The sequence below is a fragment of the Nonomuraea sp. NPDC050691 genome, from assembly GCF_040654455.1.
Lineage (GTDB): Bacteria > Actinomycetota > Actinomycetes > Streptosporangiales > Streptosporangiaceae > Nonomuraea.
In genome coordinates, this window is record NZ_JBFAIA010000071.1 from 23,210 (window position 1) to 38,316 (window position 15,107).

At 73.7% G+C, this 15,107-nt stretch carries 16 protein-coding genes and 1 pseudogene; 8 read left to right on the forward strand and 9 right to left on the reverse strand.

Annotated features, from left to right (window positions below; all coding sequences use genetic code 11):
• Nucleotides 1-48: 48 nt before the first annotated feature.
• The 4 genes from AB0H81_RS24310 to AB0H81_RS24325 form a co-directional block, all read right to left on the reverse strand.
• Nucleotides 49-1,467 (reverse strand): LCP family protein, encoded by a 1,419-nt coding sequence (locus AB0H81_RS24310; RefSeq protein ID WP_358378652.1) that lies wholly within the window; start codon nt 1,465-1,467, stop codon nt 49-51.
• A 185-nt stretch (nt 1,468-1,652) separates the two neighbouring features.
• Nucleotides 1,653-1,919 carry a DUF6510 family protein gene (locus AB0H81_RS24315; protein WP_358378655.1) on the reverse strand — a complete coding sequence of 89 codons (267 nt, stop codon included), beginning with the start codon at nt 1,917-1,919 and terminating at the stop codon, nt 1,653-1,655.
• A gap of 51 nt (nt 1,920-1,970) precedes the next feature.
• Nucleotides 1,971-2,711 (reverse strand): ferredoxin reductase, encoded by a 741-nt coding sequence (locus tag AB0H81_RS24320; protein WP_358378658.1) that lies wholly within the window; start codon nt 2,709-2,711, stop codon nt 1,971-1,973.
• Complete coding sequence (locus tag AB0H81_RS24325) at nt 2,711-3,310, reverse strand: sulfite oxidase-like oxidoreductase (protein WP_358378661.1); 600 nt, start codon at nt 3,308-3,310, stop codon at nt 2,711-2,713. Before AB0H81_RS24325 ends, AB0H81_RS24320 begins: the two co-directional genes overlap by 1 nt.
• Nucleotides 3,311-3,424: 114 nt before the next feature.
• Between AB0H81_RS24325 and AB0H81_RS24330 the strand changes: the two genes are divergently transcribed.
• Genes AB0H81_RS24330 through AB0H81_RS24340 form a run of 3 tightly spaced genes read left to right on the forward strand, consistent with a single transcriptional unit; the run spans nt 3,425 to nt 7,801 of the window.
• Nucleotides 3,425-3,823: a DUF1992 domain-containing protein gene (locus AB0H81_RS24330; RefSeq protein ID WP_358378664.1), complete on the forward strand. Its 399-nt coding sequence runs from the start codon at nt 3,425-3,427 to the stop codon at nt 3,821-3,823.
• 47 nt (nt 3,824-3,870) lie between these two features.
• On the forward strand, nt 3,871-6,234 hold the full coding sequence (locus AB0H81_RS24335; protein WP_358378667.1) for a xanthine dehydrogenase family protein molybdopterin-binding subunit: 2,364 nt from the start codon (nt 3,871-3,873) through the stop codon (nt 6,232-6,234).
• A 10-nt stretch (nt 6,235-6,244) separates the two neighbouring features.
• Nucleotides 6,245-7,801 carry a phospholipase D family protein gene (locus AB0H81_RS24340; protein ID WP_358378670.1) on the forward strand — a complete coding sequence of 519 codons (1,557 nt, stop codon included), beginning with the start codon at nt 6,245-6,247 and terminating at the stop codon, nt 7,799-7,801.
• Between the two features lie 104 nt (nt 7,802-7,905).
• On the opposite strand, the gene AB0H81_RS24345 is transcribed toward AB0H81_RS24340, so the two are convergent.
• The 3 genes and pseudogenes from AB0H81_RS24345 to aroQ form a co-directional block, all read right to left on the reverse strand.
• Nucleotides 7,906-8,814 (reverse strand): MauE/DoxX family redox-associated membrane protein, encoded by a 909-nt coding sequence (locus AB0H81_RS24345; protein ID WP_358378673.1) that lies wholly within the window; start codon nt 8,812-8,814, stop codon nt 7,906-7,908.
• Nucleotides 8,811-8,996, reverse strand: a pseudogene (locus AB0H81_RS24350) (metal ABC transporter permease); the annotation flags it as partial. The gene AB0H81_RS24345 and the pseudogene AB0H81_RS24350, both read right to left, overlap by 4 nt.
• Before the next feature lie 73 nt (nt 8,997-9,069).
• Complete coding sequence (aroQ, locus tag AB0H81_RS24355; RefSeq protein WP_358378675.1) at nt 9,070-9,522, reverse strand: type II 3-dehydroquinate dehydratase; 453 nt, start codon at nt 9,520-9,522, stop codon at nt 9,070-9,072.
• 101 nt (nt 9,523-9,623) lie between these two features.
• Here aroQ and AB0H81_RS24360 point away from each other — a divergent pair, with 101 nt between their 5' ends.
• Both AB0H81_RS24360 and AB0H81_RS24365 read left to right on the forward strand, forming a co-directional pair.
• Nucleotides 9,624-10,208 (forward strand): DUF305 domain-containing protein, encoded by a 585-nt coding sequence (locus tag AB0H81_RS24360; protein WP_358378678.1) that lies wholly within the window; start codon nt 9,624-9,626, stop codon nt 10,206-10,208.
• Between the two features lie 216 nt (nt 10,209-10,424).
• A complete protein-coding gene (locus AB0H81_RS24365) occupies nt 10,425-11,345 on the forward strand; it encodes a hypothetical protein (RefSeq protein ID WP_358378680.1) in 921 nt (306 codons plus the stop codon).
• Between the two features lie 82 nt (nt 11,346-11,427).
• On the opposite strand, the gene AB0H81_RS24370 is transcribed toward AB0H81_RS24365, so the two are convergent.
• Complete coding sequence (locus tag AB0H81_RS24370) at nt 11,428-12,405, reverse strand: sulfotransferase (RefSeq protein WP_358378683.1); 978 nt, start codon at nt 12,403-12,405, stop codon at nt 11,428-11,430.
• A 73-nt stretch (nt 12,406-12,478) separates the two neighbouring features.
• Between AB0H81_RS24370 and AB0H81_RS24375 the strand changes: the two genes are divergently transcribed.
• Complete coding sequence (locus tag AB0H81_RS24375; protein WP_358378686.1) at nt 12,479-13,828, forward strand: lanthionine synthetase LanC family protein; 1,350 nt, start codon at nt 12,479-12,481, stop codon at nt 13,826-13,828.
• Nucleotides 13,829-14,143: 315 nt separating this feature from the next.
• On the opposite strand, the gene AB0H81_RS24380 is transcribed toward AB0H81_RS24375, so the two are convergent.
• On the reverse strand, nt 14,144-14,326 hold the full coding sequence (locus AB0H81_RS24380; protein WP_358378689.1) for a hypothetical protein: 183 nt from the start codon (nt 14,324-14,326) through the stop codon (nt 14,144-14,146).
• A 78-nt stretch (nt 14,327-14,404) separates the two neighbouring features.
• On the opposite strand from AB0H81_RS24380, the gene AB0H81_RS24385 reads away from it, so the two are divergent.
• Together AB0H81_RS24385 and AB0H81_RS24390 are read left to right on the forward strand one after the other, a co-directional pair.
• A complete protein-coding gene (locus AB0H81_RS24385; protein ID WP_358378691.1) occupies nt 14,405-14,545 on the forward strand; it encodes a hypothetical protein in 141 nt (46 codons plus the stop codon).
• A 212-nt stretch (nt 14,546-14,757) separates the two neighbouring features.
• On the forward strand, nt 14,758-15,107 hold a 350-nt coding region (locus tag AB0H81_RS24390), incomplete at its 3' end, for a response regulator transcription factor (RefSeq protein WP_358378694.1).

A 15,107-nucleotide genomic window follows, 5' to 3' on the forward strand; every position in this document is an offset into this window, starting at 1 on the left:
CCTGCCCTCGCCTTCGGCGGGCATGGGGGATCCGGTTGCACGTCCCGGTCAGGTGGCGGCGCAGGTGTCGTGGGTGGCGTCGAAGCCGGTGATCGCCTCGGTGTCGTCGGCCCGCAGCGGCTTCAGGCCCTTCCAGTCGTCGCCGATGACGAGGATCAGCCGGCTCGTCCGGGCCCCGGAAACGGCGCGCGGCGTCACGGCCGGCAGGTCCTTGGTCAGCGTGGGGACGCTGGTCTCGCCGTTCGGCGAGTAGAAGACCGAGGTCTTCGGGTACGGCTTGCGGGCCGTGTCGCCGACCTTGGTGATGTGGTAGCCCCGCTGTTCCAGGGCGGCGGCCACCTGGGTGCCGAGCCCGCCGCGGTACGTGCCGTTGCGCAGCTCGATCTGCACCTTGGAGCGGGCCACCTTGGTCTGGCCGCCCTTGACGCCGCCGGGATCGCGGTCCTTGGCCACGATCTGGAACAGCTTGCCCGCCTGCGGCTGCACCCACTCGACGCGGCCGGGCTGGGTCAGCGAGTAGTGCCAGGGCGTGGTGATGAACCGGATCTTCCCGGCGTTCAGCCCCTGGAGGCCCGTGGCCAGGTCCTTCATCACGCCCGGTGTGAGGCCGGGGTCGGTGGTGACGGCCTTGGTGCCCGCGTCCAGGAAGCCGAGCAGCTTGGCGGGGTCGGTCAGGGTCTCGCCGCTCATCACCTTCTTGACCATGGAGGCGATGAACATCTGCTGCCGCTGGATCCGGCCGATGTCGGAGCCGTCGCCGAGGCTGTAGCGGGCGCGCACGTAGCCGAGCGCCTGCTCGCCGTTCAGGTTCTGGCGGCCGGCGGGCAGGTGGAGCAGCGCCTTCTTGTCGTTGACGGCCTGCGGCAGGCACACCTGGACGCCGCCGATGGCGTCCACCATGCTCTTGAACCCGGTGAAGTCCACCTTGACGAAGTGGTCGATGTGGATGCCGGTGAGCGACTCGACGGTGCGCCAGGTGCAGGCGATGCCGCCGGAGTTGAACGACTCGTTGATCATGCCGAGGTGGGCCTGCTGGCCGGGCAGTCCGTTCTTGGCGCGGCAGGCCGGGAGCTGGACCAGGGAGTCGCGGGGGAAGCTGACCACCATCGCGTTGTCCCGCTTGGAGGACAGGTGGGCCAGCATGATGGTGTCGGTGCGCTCGCCGGCGACGCGGCCGTACTTCGCGTTCTTGCCGTTGCGCTGGTCGGAGCCGACGATCAGCACGTTGAGCGCGGTGCCCGCGACCTTGGGCGGGCGGGTCGCGCCGAGGTCCTCGGCGGTGACGTCGGTGTGCTTGATGTTGCCGTTCAGGCGGGCGAAGACGGCGACCGCGCCGGCCGCGATCAGCACGACGACCGTGACGGCGACCACGACGACCCACCGCACCCAGCGCCCGCGGCCACGCCGCGCCGGCCCGTGCGACCCGGACGGCGGTGATGGGGGCGCGTCGACCAGCCCGCTGCTCACATGACTCCCAAGGGACGGGGCCGAGGGCGCCGCCCGTGGCCTGGAGCCTGGTGGTGCAGATGTCGGCCGGTTGAACCACGCCGAGTGTACTTATCTCGCGTATGGGCGATGTAAGGACGACGAAATGTCCGGCTAATCCGGTCTTGCCGTCCCTCTGGCCGTCCTTCCGCCGGCCGTCCCCGCCGTCAGTCCGGCAGCGTCACCCGGAGCGACAGGGCGCCGCGCAGGTCGAGCCACGCGCTCCCCGGCCCGCGCACGATCCGCAGCACGACCTCCTCGCAGCCCGGGCAGCGGCCCACCAGTCCCGGCTCCGGGCCGTACACGTGCAGCGTGGCGATCGGCCCGGCCAGGCCGCAGCTCGCGCACCGGCCGGTCGCCGTGGTGACGTCCACGGCGAACAGTTCGGCCAGCGGACCGGCCAGAGCGTTGCCGTCGAGGTGATCAGCGGTCATGCCTGCCCCCTGGTGGTCGGGTCGGCCGGAAGGTGCGGCCGAAGCGTCGGGTCAGCCCCCGGTGGGGCCGAAGCGTTCGGTGCGGATGCGCTCGGGAGCGTGACCGAGCGCGAGCAGCAGGTCGGCGACCGCCTCCACGAACCCCGTCGGCCCGCACACGTAGCAGTCGGGTTCGAACGAGGACGGCCAGCCGCCCTCGGCGAGGTCGTCCAGCATGACGCGCCCCGCCGGCCGGGGCCAGGAGTCCGGCGTGCTGCGCGTGTAGAGGTAGGTCACGTCCACCCCCGGGCCGGGCCGGCGCAGCTCGTCGGCGTAGTAGCGGCCGTCGGGGCCGCCCAGGGAGTAGAGCAGCCGGAACGGCACGCGGCTGCCCGCGCGGCGGCGCTCGCGCAGCATCGCCATCAGCGGCACGACCCCGGACCCGCCGGCGACGAGCAGCACCGGCGCGGTGCTCTCCGGCCGCCACACGAACCACCCGCCGACCGGCCCGCGGATCTCGACCTCGTCGCCGACCTCCATGATCTCGGTCAGGTACGGCGAGACCTCGCCGTCCGGCACGCGCTCCACGGTCAGCTCGACGACGTCGCCGTCGGCCGGGGCGGCCAGGGAGTAGCTGCGCTGCGTGCTGTAGCCGTCCTCGGCGGTCAGGCGCACGTCCACGTGCTGGCCCGCGAGGTGACCGGGCCAGCCGGGCACCGTGAGGCGCAACGTGCGCGCGGTCGGCGTCTCGTCGCGGACCTCGGTCAGCCGGGCGGCCTTCCAGCTCGCGCGGCGGGCCGGGGGCCGCCCCACTAGTCGCCCTCGTAGCGCTGCTCGCGCCACGGGTCGCCGTATTCGTGGTATCCGGCGGTCTCCCAGAAGCCGGGCCAGTCCTCGTTCAGCAGCCGGATGCCGCGCACCCACTTGGCCGACTTCCAGAAGTACAGGTGGGGGACGAGCAGCCGGGCCGGGCCGCCGTGGACAGGGGACAGCTCCTCGCCGTCGAAGCTGTGGACGATCCATGCCTTGCCGTCGAGCAGGTCCTCGACCGGCAGGTTGGTGGTGTAGCCGCCGTACGAGTGGACCAGCGCGTACTCGGCGGCGCTCTCCACGTCCTCGAAGAGCACGTCGAGCGAGACACCCTCCCAGTGGGTGTCCAGCTTGGACCACTTGGTGACGCAGTGGATGTCCACGGCCGGCCGCTCCTGCGGCAGCTCCTTGAACTCCTGCCACGACCAGCGGTGGGTCCGGCCGTCCTCGGTGTCGATGGCGAACTCCCACCGGTCGGGCGGCACGCGGGGCGTCGGCCCGGCCGACAGCACGGGGAAGTCCTCGACGAGGTACTGGCCGGGCGGCAGCCGGTCGCCACCCGCCCTGGGCCGGCCGCGAAAGCCGCGCGAGACGATGGCCACGGAGCCTCCTTCAGCGACACCTGCTCCCGTCATTCCATCACGCTCCCCGCTGATGATCCGCAGGGGGCACGTAGCCTGGATCACAGGGCCGCCGCCATCGGGAGGAGCAGCGTCGTGAGCGACCGCAAGCCGTTCGGGGTGAACTTCGAGTCGTGGATCGACCGGCAGATCCGCGAGGCGGAGGAGCGCGGCGAGTTCGACGACCTGCCGGGCAAGGGCAAGCCCCTGCCCGATCTCGACAAGCCGTACGACGAGATGTGGTGGATCAAGCAGAAGCTGCGCAGCGAGGGACTGTCCATGCCGCTGCCGCCGACGCTCGCCCTGCGCAAGGACGCGGAGGAGGCGCTGGCCGAGGCGCGGGCCGCCCGCTCGGAGCGGGAGGTGCGGCAGGTGGTCGAGGAGATCAACGCCCGGATCCGCGAGGCCATCCGCACCGGGCTGTCCGGTCCGCCGCTCAACCTGCTCCCGTACGACGTGGACGCGATCGTGGCGGAGTGGCGCGCGTCCCGTTGAGTCCGTCCGGATACGGTCTGTGACCGCGTCGTGTATGGACCGGCCGGGTGACGGCGCTCACAATCGAGGCCATGGGTGAGGACAAGGACGAGGGTGGACATGTGGGGGCGCGCGCGCCCCGCCGGGAGGACGCCCGGCTGCTGACCGGCCGGGCCAGGTACGCGGGCAACGTGCGGCTCCCCGCGACGGCCCACGCCGTCGTGGTGCGCAGCCCCGTCGCGCACGGACGGCTGGCCGGGTGCGACGCCAAGGCCGCGCTGGCGGCCGAGGGGGTGCTCGACGTCATCACGCCCGCCGACGCGCTCGACGTGCGGCTGCCGTGCGTGACGCTCGCCGTGGGGCAGCGAGACACCTCCTACCCGGCCCTGGACGCGACGATCCGGTACGTGGGGCAGCCGCTCGCCGTGGTCGTCGCCGAGACGCCCGAGGCCGCCGCGGACGCCGCCGCGCTGCTGGACCTCGACCTGGACGAGCTGCCCCCGGTCGTGGACGTGGAGCGGGCGCTGGAGGCGGACGCGCCCGTCCTGCACCCCGACTGGGGTTCCAACGTGCTCACCGACTCGGTCCTCGGCGACGCCGACTGCGAGGAGGCCATCGCCGGCGCCGCGCACGTGGTCGAGCTGGCCTTCCGGTACGGCCGGGCGTCGCCGTACCCGATGGAGCCGCGCGCGCTCGTCGCCACGTACGCCGACGGGGAGCTGACGATCCGCACCTCCACGCAGGCGCCGCACCACGTGCGCGACCACGCGGCGGACGCGCTCGGGCTCACCCACGACCGGGTACGCGTCATCAGCGGCGACACCGGCGGCGGGTTCGGCGGCAAGGAGCACCTCTACCCCGACGAGGCGCTGGTCTGCCTGGCCGCGATGCGCCTCGGCGGCCGGCCCGTGCGCTGGACCGAGTCGCCCGGCGACCGGCTGGTCGCCACGCTGCCCGCCCGGGCCGCCCTCCACCGGGCGCGGCTGGCGCTGGACGCGGACGGCAGGTTCGTGGCGTTGCACGCCGACGTCATCGGCGACATCGGGGCGCACCCGTCCAACGTCGGCATCTCGCCGTTCTCGGTGACCGCCATCCTGCTGCCCGGCCCGTACCGGTTCGACCGGGCGGCGGTACGGGTGCGCGGCGTCGTCACGACGACCACGCCGACCGGCTCGTACCGGGGGTTCGGCCAGCCGGAGGCGACCTACACGCGGGAGCGGCTGATCGACGAGGCGGCGCGGCGGCTCGGGTTCGACCCGGTGGAGCTGCGCCTGCGCAACCTGCTCGGGCCGGACGAGCTGCCGTGCGTGTCGCGGCTCTACCAGCCGTACGACTCGGGCGACTACCCGCGGGCCCTGCTCACGCTGCGCGACCTGGTGTCCGAGGGCGTCCAGCGCAGCCGGGCGTTCGAGTGGAGCGACGGGCGCAGGCGGGGCGTCGGCTACTCGTGCCACGTGGAGGCGACCGGGCTCGGGCCGTCGAAGGACATGAAGACCACGGGCCAGCTCGCGGGCGGTTACGAGATCGCGGTGGTGCGCATGGAGCCCGACGCCTCGGTCGTCGTCGCCTCCGGCGTGGCGGCGATCGGCCAGGGCATCGAGACGACGCTGGCCCAGCTCGCCGCCGACCGGATGGGCGTCGACCCGGGACGGGTGCGGGTGGTGCTGGGCGACACGGCGGCCACGCCGTACTCGCCGATCGGCTCGATCGCCAGCCGGTCGCTCGCCGTCGGCGGGGCGGCGCTCACCCAGGCGGCGGGGCGCCTGCGGGACAAGATCCTGGCGCTCGCCGCCCACCGGCTGGAGGCCGCGCCCGAGGACCTGGAGATCACCGACGGGTCGGTGCGCGTGAAGGGCGACCCGCGCGCCTCGCTGACGCTGCGCGAGGTCGCCACGTCGGCGTGGCGCGGCTGGGACCTGCCCGAGGGCGCCTCGCCGGGGCTGGAGGAACGGGCCGTGTACGACCCGTCCGCCTACACCTACGCCTACGGCGCACACGCGGCGGCCGTGGCCGTCGACACGGAGACCGGGGCGGTCGAGGTGGAGGGCTACTGGGCGGTCAACGACTGCGGCGTGCAGGTGAACCCGGCCATCGTGGACGGCCAGCTCGCGGGCGGCATCGCGCAGGGCATCGGCATGGCGCTGACCGAGGAGATCGTCTACACCGACGACGGCCAGCCGATCGCCGAGTACCTGCTGCCCACGACCAGGGAGGTGCCCAACCTGGGGCTGGCGAGCCTGGTGACGCCCTCGCCCGTCACGCCGGGAGGCATGAAGGGCGTCGGCGAGGCCGGCACCATCGGGCCGCCCGCCGCCATCGCCAACGCGGTCGCCGCCGCCCTGCCCGAGGTCGCGGACCTGATCACGGTCACGCCGCTGACGCCCGAGCGGCTGTGGACGCTGCTGACGCATGCCCGGACGGCCACCGGGTAGCCGTCAGCGAATGGACCTCGCTGACTGGTTCCTCACAGAGGAGGAACGCGGCAACCCGTCCACCCGGCTGGGCGCCTGGACCACGGGCAACCTGGTGCGTCCCCTGATCCACGGGGCGACCTACTTCGCCGAGCTCCTGGCGTGCCTGGAGAGCGTGCGCGAGGACGACCTGGTGCTGTTCGCCGACTGGCGCGGCGACCCCGACGAGCGGCTCACCGACGGCGGGCCGCGGATCTCCGACGCGCTGTCCGGGGCGGCCACCAGGGGAGCGCTGGTCAGAGGGCTGATCTGGCGCTCCCATCTGGACGCGCTGCGCTTCAGCGCCGCGGAGAACCGGCACCTGGGCGAGAAGATCGAGGCGGCCGGCGGCCAGGCGCTGCTCGACACGCGGGTACGGCCCGGCGGCGCCCACCACCAGAAGTTCGTGGTGATCCGGCGCCCAGGCGACCCCGCCCGCGACGTGGCCTTCGTCGGCGGCGTCGACCTGTGTCACAGCCGCCGCGACGACGTTTCCCACCACGGCGATCCGCAGGCCGCGCCCATGCCCGACGTGTACGGCGACAGCCCGCCCTGGCACGACGTCCAGGCGGCGATCCACGGCCCGGCGGTGGCCGAGGTGGAGACCGTGTTCCGCGAGCGGTGGGAGGACCCGGCCCCGGAGACGCGGCAGCCGTTGAGGCGCCTGCGCGACCACCTGGAACGGATGGACGACGTGCCTCCGCTGCCTCCGCCGGGCCCCGCTCCGGGCCGGGCCGGTACGCACGCCGTGCAGCTCCTGCGGACGTATCCGTACCGGCGGCGCCCGTACCCCTTCGCCCCGCGCGGCGAGCGGAGCGTCGCCCGGGCCTACCGGAAGGTGTTGCGCAGGGCCCGCTCCCTCGTCTACCTGGAGGACCAGTACCTGTGGTCCACCGAGGTGATCGAGCCGTTCGCGGAGGCCCTGGAGCGCGAGGACGGGCTGCGCATGATCGTCGTCGTGCCCCGCCACCCGGACCAGGACGGCTGGCTGGCCGGCCCCGCCAGCCTCATCGGCCGCAGCGAGGCCCTCGACCGGCTCCAGCAGGCGGGCGGCGACCGGGTCGCGGTGTACGACCTGGAGAACCACGCGGGCACGCCGGTCTACGTGCACGCCAAGGTGTGCGTGGTGGACGACGTGTGGGCGAGCGTCGGGTCCGACAACGTCAACCTGCGGTCGTGGACGTACGACTCGGAGCTGAGCTGCGCGGTCCTCGACGAGGAACCCGACCCGCGCCCGCCCGCCGGCGCCCGCCGCTTCGCCCGGGACCTGCGGCTCGCGCTGGCCGCCGAGCACCTGGACCGCGACCCGGCCGACGTGGACGACCTGTGCGACCCGAAGGCGGCCTTCGAGGCGTTCGCGGAGGCGGCGCGGCGCCTGGAGTCCTGGCACAGGGAGGAGCGCCGGGGCGCCCGGCCGCCCGGCCGCCTGCGCCCGCACCCGGCTCCGGAGCTGGGGCGCTTCCGCAAGCTGCTGGCCATGCCGCTGTACCGGGTGGCCGTGGACCCTGACGGGCGCCCGGCCGGCCTGCGCCGCTCCCGCAGCTTCTGACCGCGCCCCGGCCGACCGCTTCGTACGGCCAGGACCGCTTCGTACCGCTGAGACAGGTTCGTGCGGCTGAGGCAGGTTCGTGCGGCTGAGACACGTTCGTGCGGCTAGGACGGGTGCGGGGAGGCGGCGCTGTCGAGGACGGCCTGGAGCTGGGCCGGGTCGGCGGTGCCCCCGGCGGCGAGGACGGTGCCCTGGCGGTCCGTCACCACCGCGTACGGCGGCCAGAGGATGTCGTTGCGGTCGTACACGTCCGGGTCCACCACCAGCGGCGGCCCGCCGGCGCCGAAGGACCCGTCCTTGGGGGCCGCGCTGACCAGCACGACCTCCATCCGGGCGGCCACGGCCGTGAAGTGGGGCAGCATCGTCGTGCACAGCCCGCACCCCGGCGAGACCAGCGCGTACAGGACCTGGTCGGCGGTCCGCTCCGGCGCGCCCTCCAGGACGAAGGGTGTCCCGGGCCGGGGCCCCTGTTCGAGCCGGCCTCTGGTGGCAGGACCGCCGGACCTGCCGGTACGCCCGCCGCCCGGGCCGTGCCGTCCGCGCCCGGGCAGCAGGACGGGCAGCACGAACGCGACCCCCAGGAGCGCGACGGCCACCGGCACCTGGAGCGGCGCGAACGGCGCCGGCCCGGCCGCCACCGCCATGAGCGCGAGCACCAGGAGCACGCCCGTGCGCGCCATCGTGCCCGGCCCGACGAGGTCACGGCCGCCGAAGCAGCCGCAGCCCACGCTCAGCCCACGCCGCAGCACCGACCCCATCGCCCCGAGGAACACCGCGAACAGCAGCGCCGCCACCACGGCCCCCCACCGGCGCGGCCCCGGCGCCAGCAGCAGCGCCGCCGCCGCCACCTCGGTGACGAGCACGGCCACGGCCGCGGGCAGGGCCAGCCGGGCCGGCATCACCCGGTAACCCGCGATCGTCGTCGCGAACGCGCGGACGTCGCGGATCTTGCCGAGCGCCGCCCCCAGCAGCACGGCCGCCACCGCGAGGTGGGCCGACGCGAGGACGATCACGACACCTCCTGGTAGGCCGACGCCTGCAACGTGTAGAGGTCGGCGTAGAGCCCGTCGCGTGCCATCAGCTCCTCGTGTGTGCCGTGCTCGGCCACGTGCCCGTGGTCGAGGACGTAGATCCGGTCGGCGTAGCGGACGCCGGCCGGCCGGTGGGTGATGAGCACGATCGTACGGCCGTCGGCGAGCGCCCACGCGCTGTGGACGGCCGGGAGCTGTCCCGGGTGGGCCGAAGCCTGCCTGGGCGGGGACGTCGTCCTACGCCCGGGTCGCGTGGTACAGGCCGTTGATGGCCAGGGCGTAGCCGTACACGCCGAAGCCGACCACGATGCCGCGCGCGACCGGCGACAGGTACGAGTGGTGCCGGAACTCCTCGCGCCGGTGGACGTTGGAGATGTGCACCTCGACCACGGGCAGCTCGGCGCCCTCGATGGCGTCGTGCAGCGCGACCGAGGTGTGGGTGTAGGCGCCGGCGTTGAACACCGCGCCGATGCACCGGCCCGCCTTGACCTCCGCGCCCGCCTCCTGGATCCAGTCGACGAGCTGTCCCTCGTGGTTGGACTGCCGGAACACCGTGTCCAGGCCCAGCTTGCCGGCCTCCTGGCGGCACAGCTCCTCCACGTCGGCCAGCGTGGCGGAGCCGTAGATCTCCGGCCTGCGGGTGCCGAGCAGGTTGAGGTTGGGGCCGTTGAGAATCAGAACCGAGGTCACAGCGGGAGACTAACCCGAGCCGTGAACCGGTGCGGCGGGTGGCGCGTACCTCGGAGCGACGGGTCCGCCCGGCCCACGCCCCCACCCCCCGAGGAGCGACCATGCCTCAGCAGCGCATCATTGCGGTTCTGGCCGTGCTGGGAGTCCAGCTCGTCGCCGGATGCGCCGCGGCCTCCCAGGCTCAGCCCGCCCAGCCGGCTCCGCCCGCGGCGGTGGCCGGGGCGGCGACGGAGGACGGGCACGCGGAGTCCGACGTCACGTTCTCGCAGGAGATGATCGTCCACCACCGGCTGACGATCAAGCTGGCCGAGCCGGCGGCCGAGCGCGGCGGCAGCGCGTACGTGCGCGACCTCGCCCGGAAGCTCATCGCCGGCGAGAAGAAGGACATCACGCAGATGACGTCGTGGCTGCGCTCGTGGAAGGCCGAGGTGCCGGACGAGAGCCACGCCGGTCATGACATGCCGGGCATGGCGTCGGCCAAGGACGTGGAGGCGATGGAGGGGCTGTCCGGGGCCGCGTTCGACCGCGCGTGGCTGAAGGCGCTGGCCGACCACCTCGACACCGGTGTGAAGATGTCCGAGGTCGCGCAGGCCATGGGCAAGCACGCGCCCACGGTCAAGCTGGCCCGCCGGCTCGTCGAGGAGCAGCGCGAGCAGGTCGCCGCCATCAAGGAGCACCTCTCCTGAGCATGAGCGGTCCGAGATCGTGGGACGGGAGACGGGCGGAGGCACCCCCAGTCCCTCCGCCCGCCCATCGCCGATCCCGTCAGCGTCCTCGATGATGCGCTATATTTCCCATGAAAGCAATAGGGAATATATGGATTAGTCAAGGATCTTGATCTCGACGCCAATGAAGGGCGCATCCGTATGAAGCTCCCCGTCTCGCCGCCTACCCTCGTGCCCATGCTGATCGAAGACGGGAACGCTCCCGCCGTGGAGACGTTCCTTCCCTCCCCTGAGCGCTCGGTCGCCGCGATCGCGCCCGAGGTCGCAGGCGCCGGGCACTGGGTCGGCGCGCCCAGCGCCGTGGCGCACGACGGAGTGGTCCACCTCGCGTACCGGCTGCGCCGGCCCATCGGGGAGGGGCGCGGCCACGCCGTCGTCGTCGCCCGCTCCGCCGACGGCGAGCGCTTCGAGCCGCTGCTGACGATCACGCGCGAGGAGATGGACGCCGAGTCGCTGGAGCGTCCCACGCTCGTACGCCTGCCCGACGGGCGCTGGCGGCTCTACCTGAGCTGCGCCACGCACGGCACCAAGCACTGGCGGGTCGAGGTCCTCGAAGCGGACGACCCCGCCTCCTTCGACCCGGCCGGGCGCGTCACCGTCCTGCCCGGCGACCCGAAGACGGGGGTCAAGGACCCGGTCATCGTACGGCGGGGCGGCACCTGGCACCTGTGGGCGTCCTGCCACCCGCTGGCCGACCCGGACGAGGCCGACCAGATGGTCACCGACTACGCGACCAGCGACGACGGCCTCACCTGGACCTGGCAGGGCACGGCTCTGAGCGGCCGTCCCGGCGTCTGGGACTCGCGCGGCACCCGGGTGAGCGCCGTGCGCTTCACCTCGGCCGGCGTGCTCGCCTTCTACGACGGCCGGGCCAGCGCGGCGGAGAACTACGAGGAGCGCACCGGGGTCGCGTTCGGCGCCGACCCCGCGGCCCTGACCCCCCTGGGCGACGCCCCCGCCGCCTCCTCCCCGCACGGGGGCGGCGGGCTGCGCTACCTCGACGTGGTGGACCTGCCGGAGGGCGGGGTTCGGCTGTACTACGAGTACACCTGCGCCGACGGCAGCCACGAGCTCCGCACGGAGCTCCGCCCCGCCTGACCCCGCGCCTCACCGCCGAGCCCCCGTCGCGGCCCCTTCGGGGCGTGGGTTCGGGGCTCGGGCTTGAGGTGTGGGCCGGGACTCAGAGCGGCTTGGGGCGGCCGTTGCGGGACTGGCGCTGGCCCGGCGGCCTGACGCCCACCAGGCCGCCCGAGCGTTCGCGGGGTTGGAGCCAGTCGCTGAAGTCGGCCCCCGTCACCCGTTGCAGCAGCTCGACGTCCTCCACGAAGTACGGGATCAGGGCCCGCCGCTGCTCCCAGGTGAGGGGGCGGCGCGGGTTGCCGCGGCGCTGGAGCAGGTGCTCCAGGCGGCGGTTCAGCGCCCGCTCCAGCCCGTGGGGCAGGACACGCGCCGCCCGCGCCGCCGCCGACAGCAGGCTGTGCCGCCCGCCCCCCTCCGGGTGGGCCGTCACGTTCTCCCGGGGTACCTCTGTCAGTAGGCCCCGTTCGACGCCGAGGAACCCGCAGATGCGGTCCAGCGTGTCGGCGGGCCGGTCCACGAGATCGCGGTAACGGAAGACGAGAACCTGGTCGCGAGGGAAGAGGGTGTACAGGTGGCTGAGCTGCTCGCCGTAGCGGCCGAGGCTGACGTAGTGCCAGAAGTGCGCCCACCCGGCCGCGATCCGGCGACGCTCGTCGGCGCAGGCCCGCACCACGTCGCCGATCGGTTCGAGCCCGGCCGACCACAGGTGGGTCCAGTTGGAGTGGGCCCGCTCGACCGGGTCGCGCAGGATGGCGATCAGCTTCGCGTGCGGGATGAGGGTGTGGATGCGCCGCTGCGCGTCGAGGTCGTACAGGTAGAACGGCGTGGCCTCGCCGAGCAGGGTGCCCGGGGGCGCGCCGGCGAAGAGGGCCTCGTAGTCCTGCCTGCGCCAGACGTGCTCCCGGTAGGTGGGCGCGTCGCCGGGGCCGCCACGGGTGGGAGGCGGCCCGTCGGTGAGGAAGAACTTGGGCTCCTTGACCTGGGGCAGGTGGAGCCGGGGGTGTTGCTGGAGCGCGGCGTGCAGGGCCGTCGTACCGGCCTTCGGGGCGCCGATCACCAGGAAGTGGGGCAGCGGCATCGTCCTCATCCTTCCTTCTCTCCAGTACCAAGCAATCCTTATTTTCCTACCAAATGTGTGGGATAATCTAGTCATGAGTCTGGACAGGACCCGTTCGCCGAGCGCCCGCGCGGAATCCCCGCTGACCGCCGCGATCCTGGCCGGCAAGTGGATCAGGTCGGCGGCGGTCGACGACGAGCACGGGCGGTACTGGCGCGCCAATCCCGACCCCCGGGGGCGACCGGCTGCCACCCCCGAGGAGCCCTGGTCGCTCTACTCGGGCGGCGCGGGCATCGTGCTGTTCTTCTTGGAACTTGCCGCCGCCACCGGTCACGAGGCGTACCTCGACGACGCCCGGGCCGGGGCCCGCCGCCTCGCCGCCACCTGGCGTGACCAGGGCGACCTCTCCCTCTACCATGGCCTGACCGGCGTCATGATCGCACTCATGGAGGCCGGCTGGGCACTCGGCGAGGCCGCGTTCGAGGCCGAGGCGAGGGCCATCGCCGACCTCATCGTCAGCCGGGGGCGCACCGCCGACGGCGAGGCGGGCTGGTCGCCCGACCCGGCGCAGCGCGGCGACGGCGGCATCGTCCTCGGCCTGCTGCGCGCCGCCGCCCACCTGGGCGTGCCGGCCTACGAGGAGTTCGCCGTCGAGGCGGGCCTGCGCATCGCCCGGCTGCCCGTGCCGGGCCACCGCTTCGGCGACTGCGCCGACCTGCCGCTCGACGCGGTCACGCCGGGCTTCCTCGCCGGTACGGCCGGCACGGCGTTCCTGCTGGCCCGCCTGTACGGGGTCAGCGGCGACGACCGTTTCCTGCGGGCCGCCCGCAGCGGCGCCGACTTCGTGCGCGAGGTGAGCATCGTGAGCGGCGACCGCGCGGTCGTGCCGCACCACGTGCCGCACGCCCGCGGGCTGCACTACCTGGGCTTCTGCTCCGGCTCGGCCGGGGTGGCGCGCATGTTCCACGAACTGCACCAGGTGGCCGGCGACCCGCGTGACCTGGACTGGGTGGAGCGTCTGGCGCGCGGCATCACGAGCAGCGGCGTGCCGTACCGGCAGACCGAGGGCTACTGGAACGCGGCCTGCCAGTGCTGCGGGGCGGCCGGCCTGATCGAGCTGTTCGTGGGCCTCTGGGCGGCGACCGGGCGGGTGGCGCACCTCGACTTCGCCCGCACGCTGGCCGGCAACCTCATCGGCCGCGCCACCGACCACGACGGCCACGGCTACCGGTGGTACCAGGCGTACCGGCGGCTGCGGCCGGAGGAGGTCAGCGCGGACACGGGCTACATGGTCGGCGCCGCCGGCATCGGCGCGGCGCTGCTCCATCTCGACGCCGCCGGCCAGGCCGCCCGGGCGCGCCGGGTGATCCTGCTGCCCGACAACCCGTTCCCCGCGATCCCGCTGCCCACCGCCGCCCTGACCCCGCCCGCCGAAGGCCGCTGACCGGCCGTGCGGCTGGGAGAACGCCTGGCGGGACGGAGTTCCCGCCCGGGGTTACCCTTTGGTGCTTCCTGCGCGCCGGGCGCACCGGCGTGCCTCCCTTGGAGGAATCCTCCGTGACCACCACCAGACCGGTCCCGACCCAGGGGCCGAGCGAGCCGGAGGAGTTCCCCGGCGACGTCCACTGGTACGACCTGCCCGACGACGACGCCGAACCCGACGACGCCGAACCGACGAGGGCGCCGGCGAGCCCGCGTGGTGGGCCTGACGCCCGCCGTACCCTTGGTCGGGCGGCGACCTCGGCGGCGGCAACCGGCTCTACCCGGCCGCGCCGCGGCTGCTCGGCGCCGTCTGGGAGGCCACGTTCTCGGTCAGCGGGGGCGAGGCGCTGCTCGCCCGGCGCGCCGCGCCGTCGAACGGACCCGTGCCGCTGCATGCCCACGTCACCGCCGAGGGCCGCAGCGGCGTGCGCCGCATCAGGATCAGGGACTTCCAGATCATCAGCGACAGCGGCCCCGGCCTCGCCGGATACAGCCTCGGCCCGGGCTCTCCCGAGCACCGTACGACTTCCGCTACGAGGTGCGGCTGTCGTCGCCCGCGTCCGACGAGGACCTGGCGCGGCTGCACGCCGAGGTGGAACGCGTCGGCCCCATCCTCAACCTGATCAGGAACCCGGTGGCGATCAGCGGCTCCGTCACCCGGCTGGAGGGAGCCACCTGAGATCCGGGCGGTGGTCACCCCTTGGCCCGGTGGCATGTCATGCCGGGCACATCCGGGTGTCACCGCCGTGGCACCCGGCGTGACTGAGGAGTGAGGGACGCGGGAGAATGGGCATGCCGGCAACGTCGTCGCGCATCGTCGTCGTGAGGATTCCCGTGATGTCACCGCCCCCCGGAGAGTCCCCGTCCCCCGGAGACTCCCCGCCGATCCGGTTGCTGCTGGTCGAGGATCACGACATGGTGGCCGAGGCGCTCGGGCTGGCCCTCGACCGGACACGGGACGTGGAGGTCGTGGCGCGGTCCGCGTCCATCGGGGCGGCGGTGGCCGACACGGCGCGCCTGCAGCCGGACGTGGTGCTGCTGGACCGGCGGCTGCCGGACGGCGACGGGATCTCGGCGATCGGCCGGTTCACGGCCGTCGCGCCGCGGACGCGGGTGCTGGTCCTGACCGGTGAGGCGTCATCGGCCTCGGCCACCCGGGTGGCCGAGGCCGGCGGGGCGGGGCGGGTGGAGGTCGGAGATGCGTCTTGTTGGGGAAGTTGGGTTTTGTCTGCGGGTAGGTC

Coding starts and splice junctions, on each gene's coding strand:
- AB0H81_RS24315 (WP_358378655.1), bottom strand. CDS start 1,919: ATGACCGCTGATCACCTCGACGGCAACGCTCTGGCCGGTCCGCTGGCC.
- AB0H81_RS24340 (WP_358378670.1), top strand. CDS start 6,245: ATGGACCTCGCTGACTGGTTCCTCACAGAGGAGGAACGCGGCAACCCG.
- AB0H81_RS24360 (WP_358378678.1), top strand. CDS start 9,624: ATGCCTCAGCAGCGCATCATTGCGGTTCTGGCCGTGCTGGGAGTCCAG.
- AB0H81_RS24365 (WP_358378680.1), top strand. CDS start 10,425: ATGCTGATCGAAGACGGGAACGCTCCCGCCGTGGAGACGTTCCTTCCC.
- AB0H81_RS24370 (WP_358378683.1), bottom strand. CDS start 12,405: ATGCCGCTGCCCCACTTCCTGGTGATCGGCGCCCCGAAGGCCGGTACG.
- AB0H81_RS24375 (WP_358378686.1), top strand. CDS start 12,479: ATGAGTCTGGACAGGACCCGTTCGCCGAGCGCCCGCGCGGAATCCCCG.
- AB0H81_RS24380 (WP_358378689.1), bottom strand. CDS start 14,326: ATGATCTGGAAGTCCCTGATCCTGATGCGGCGCACGCCGCTGCGGCCC.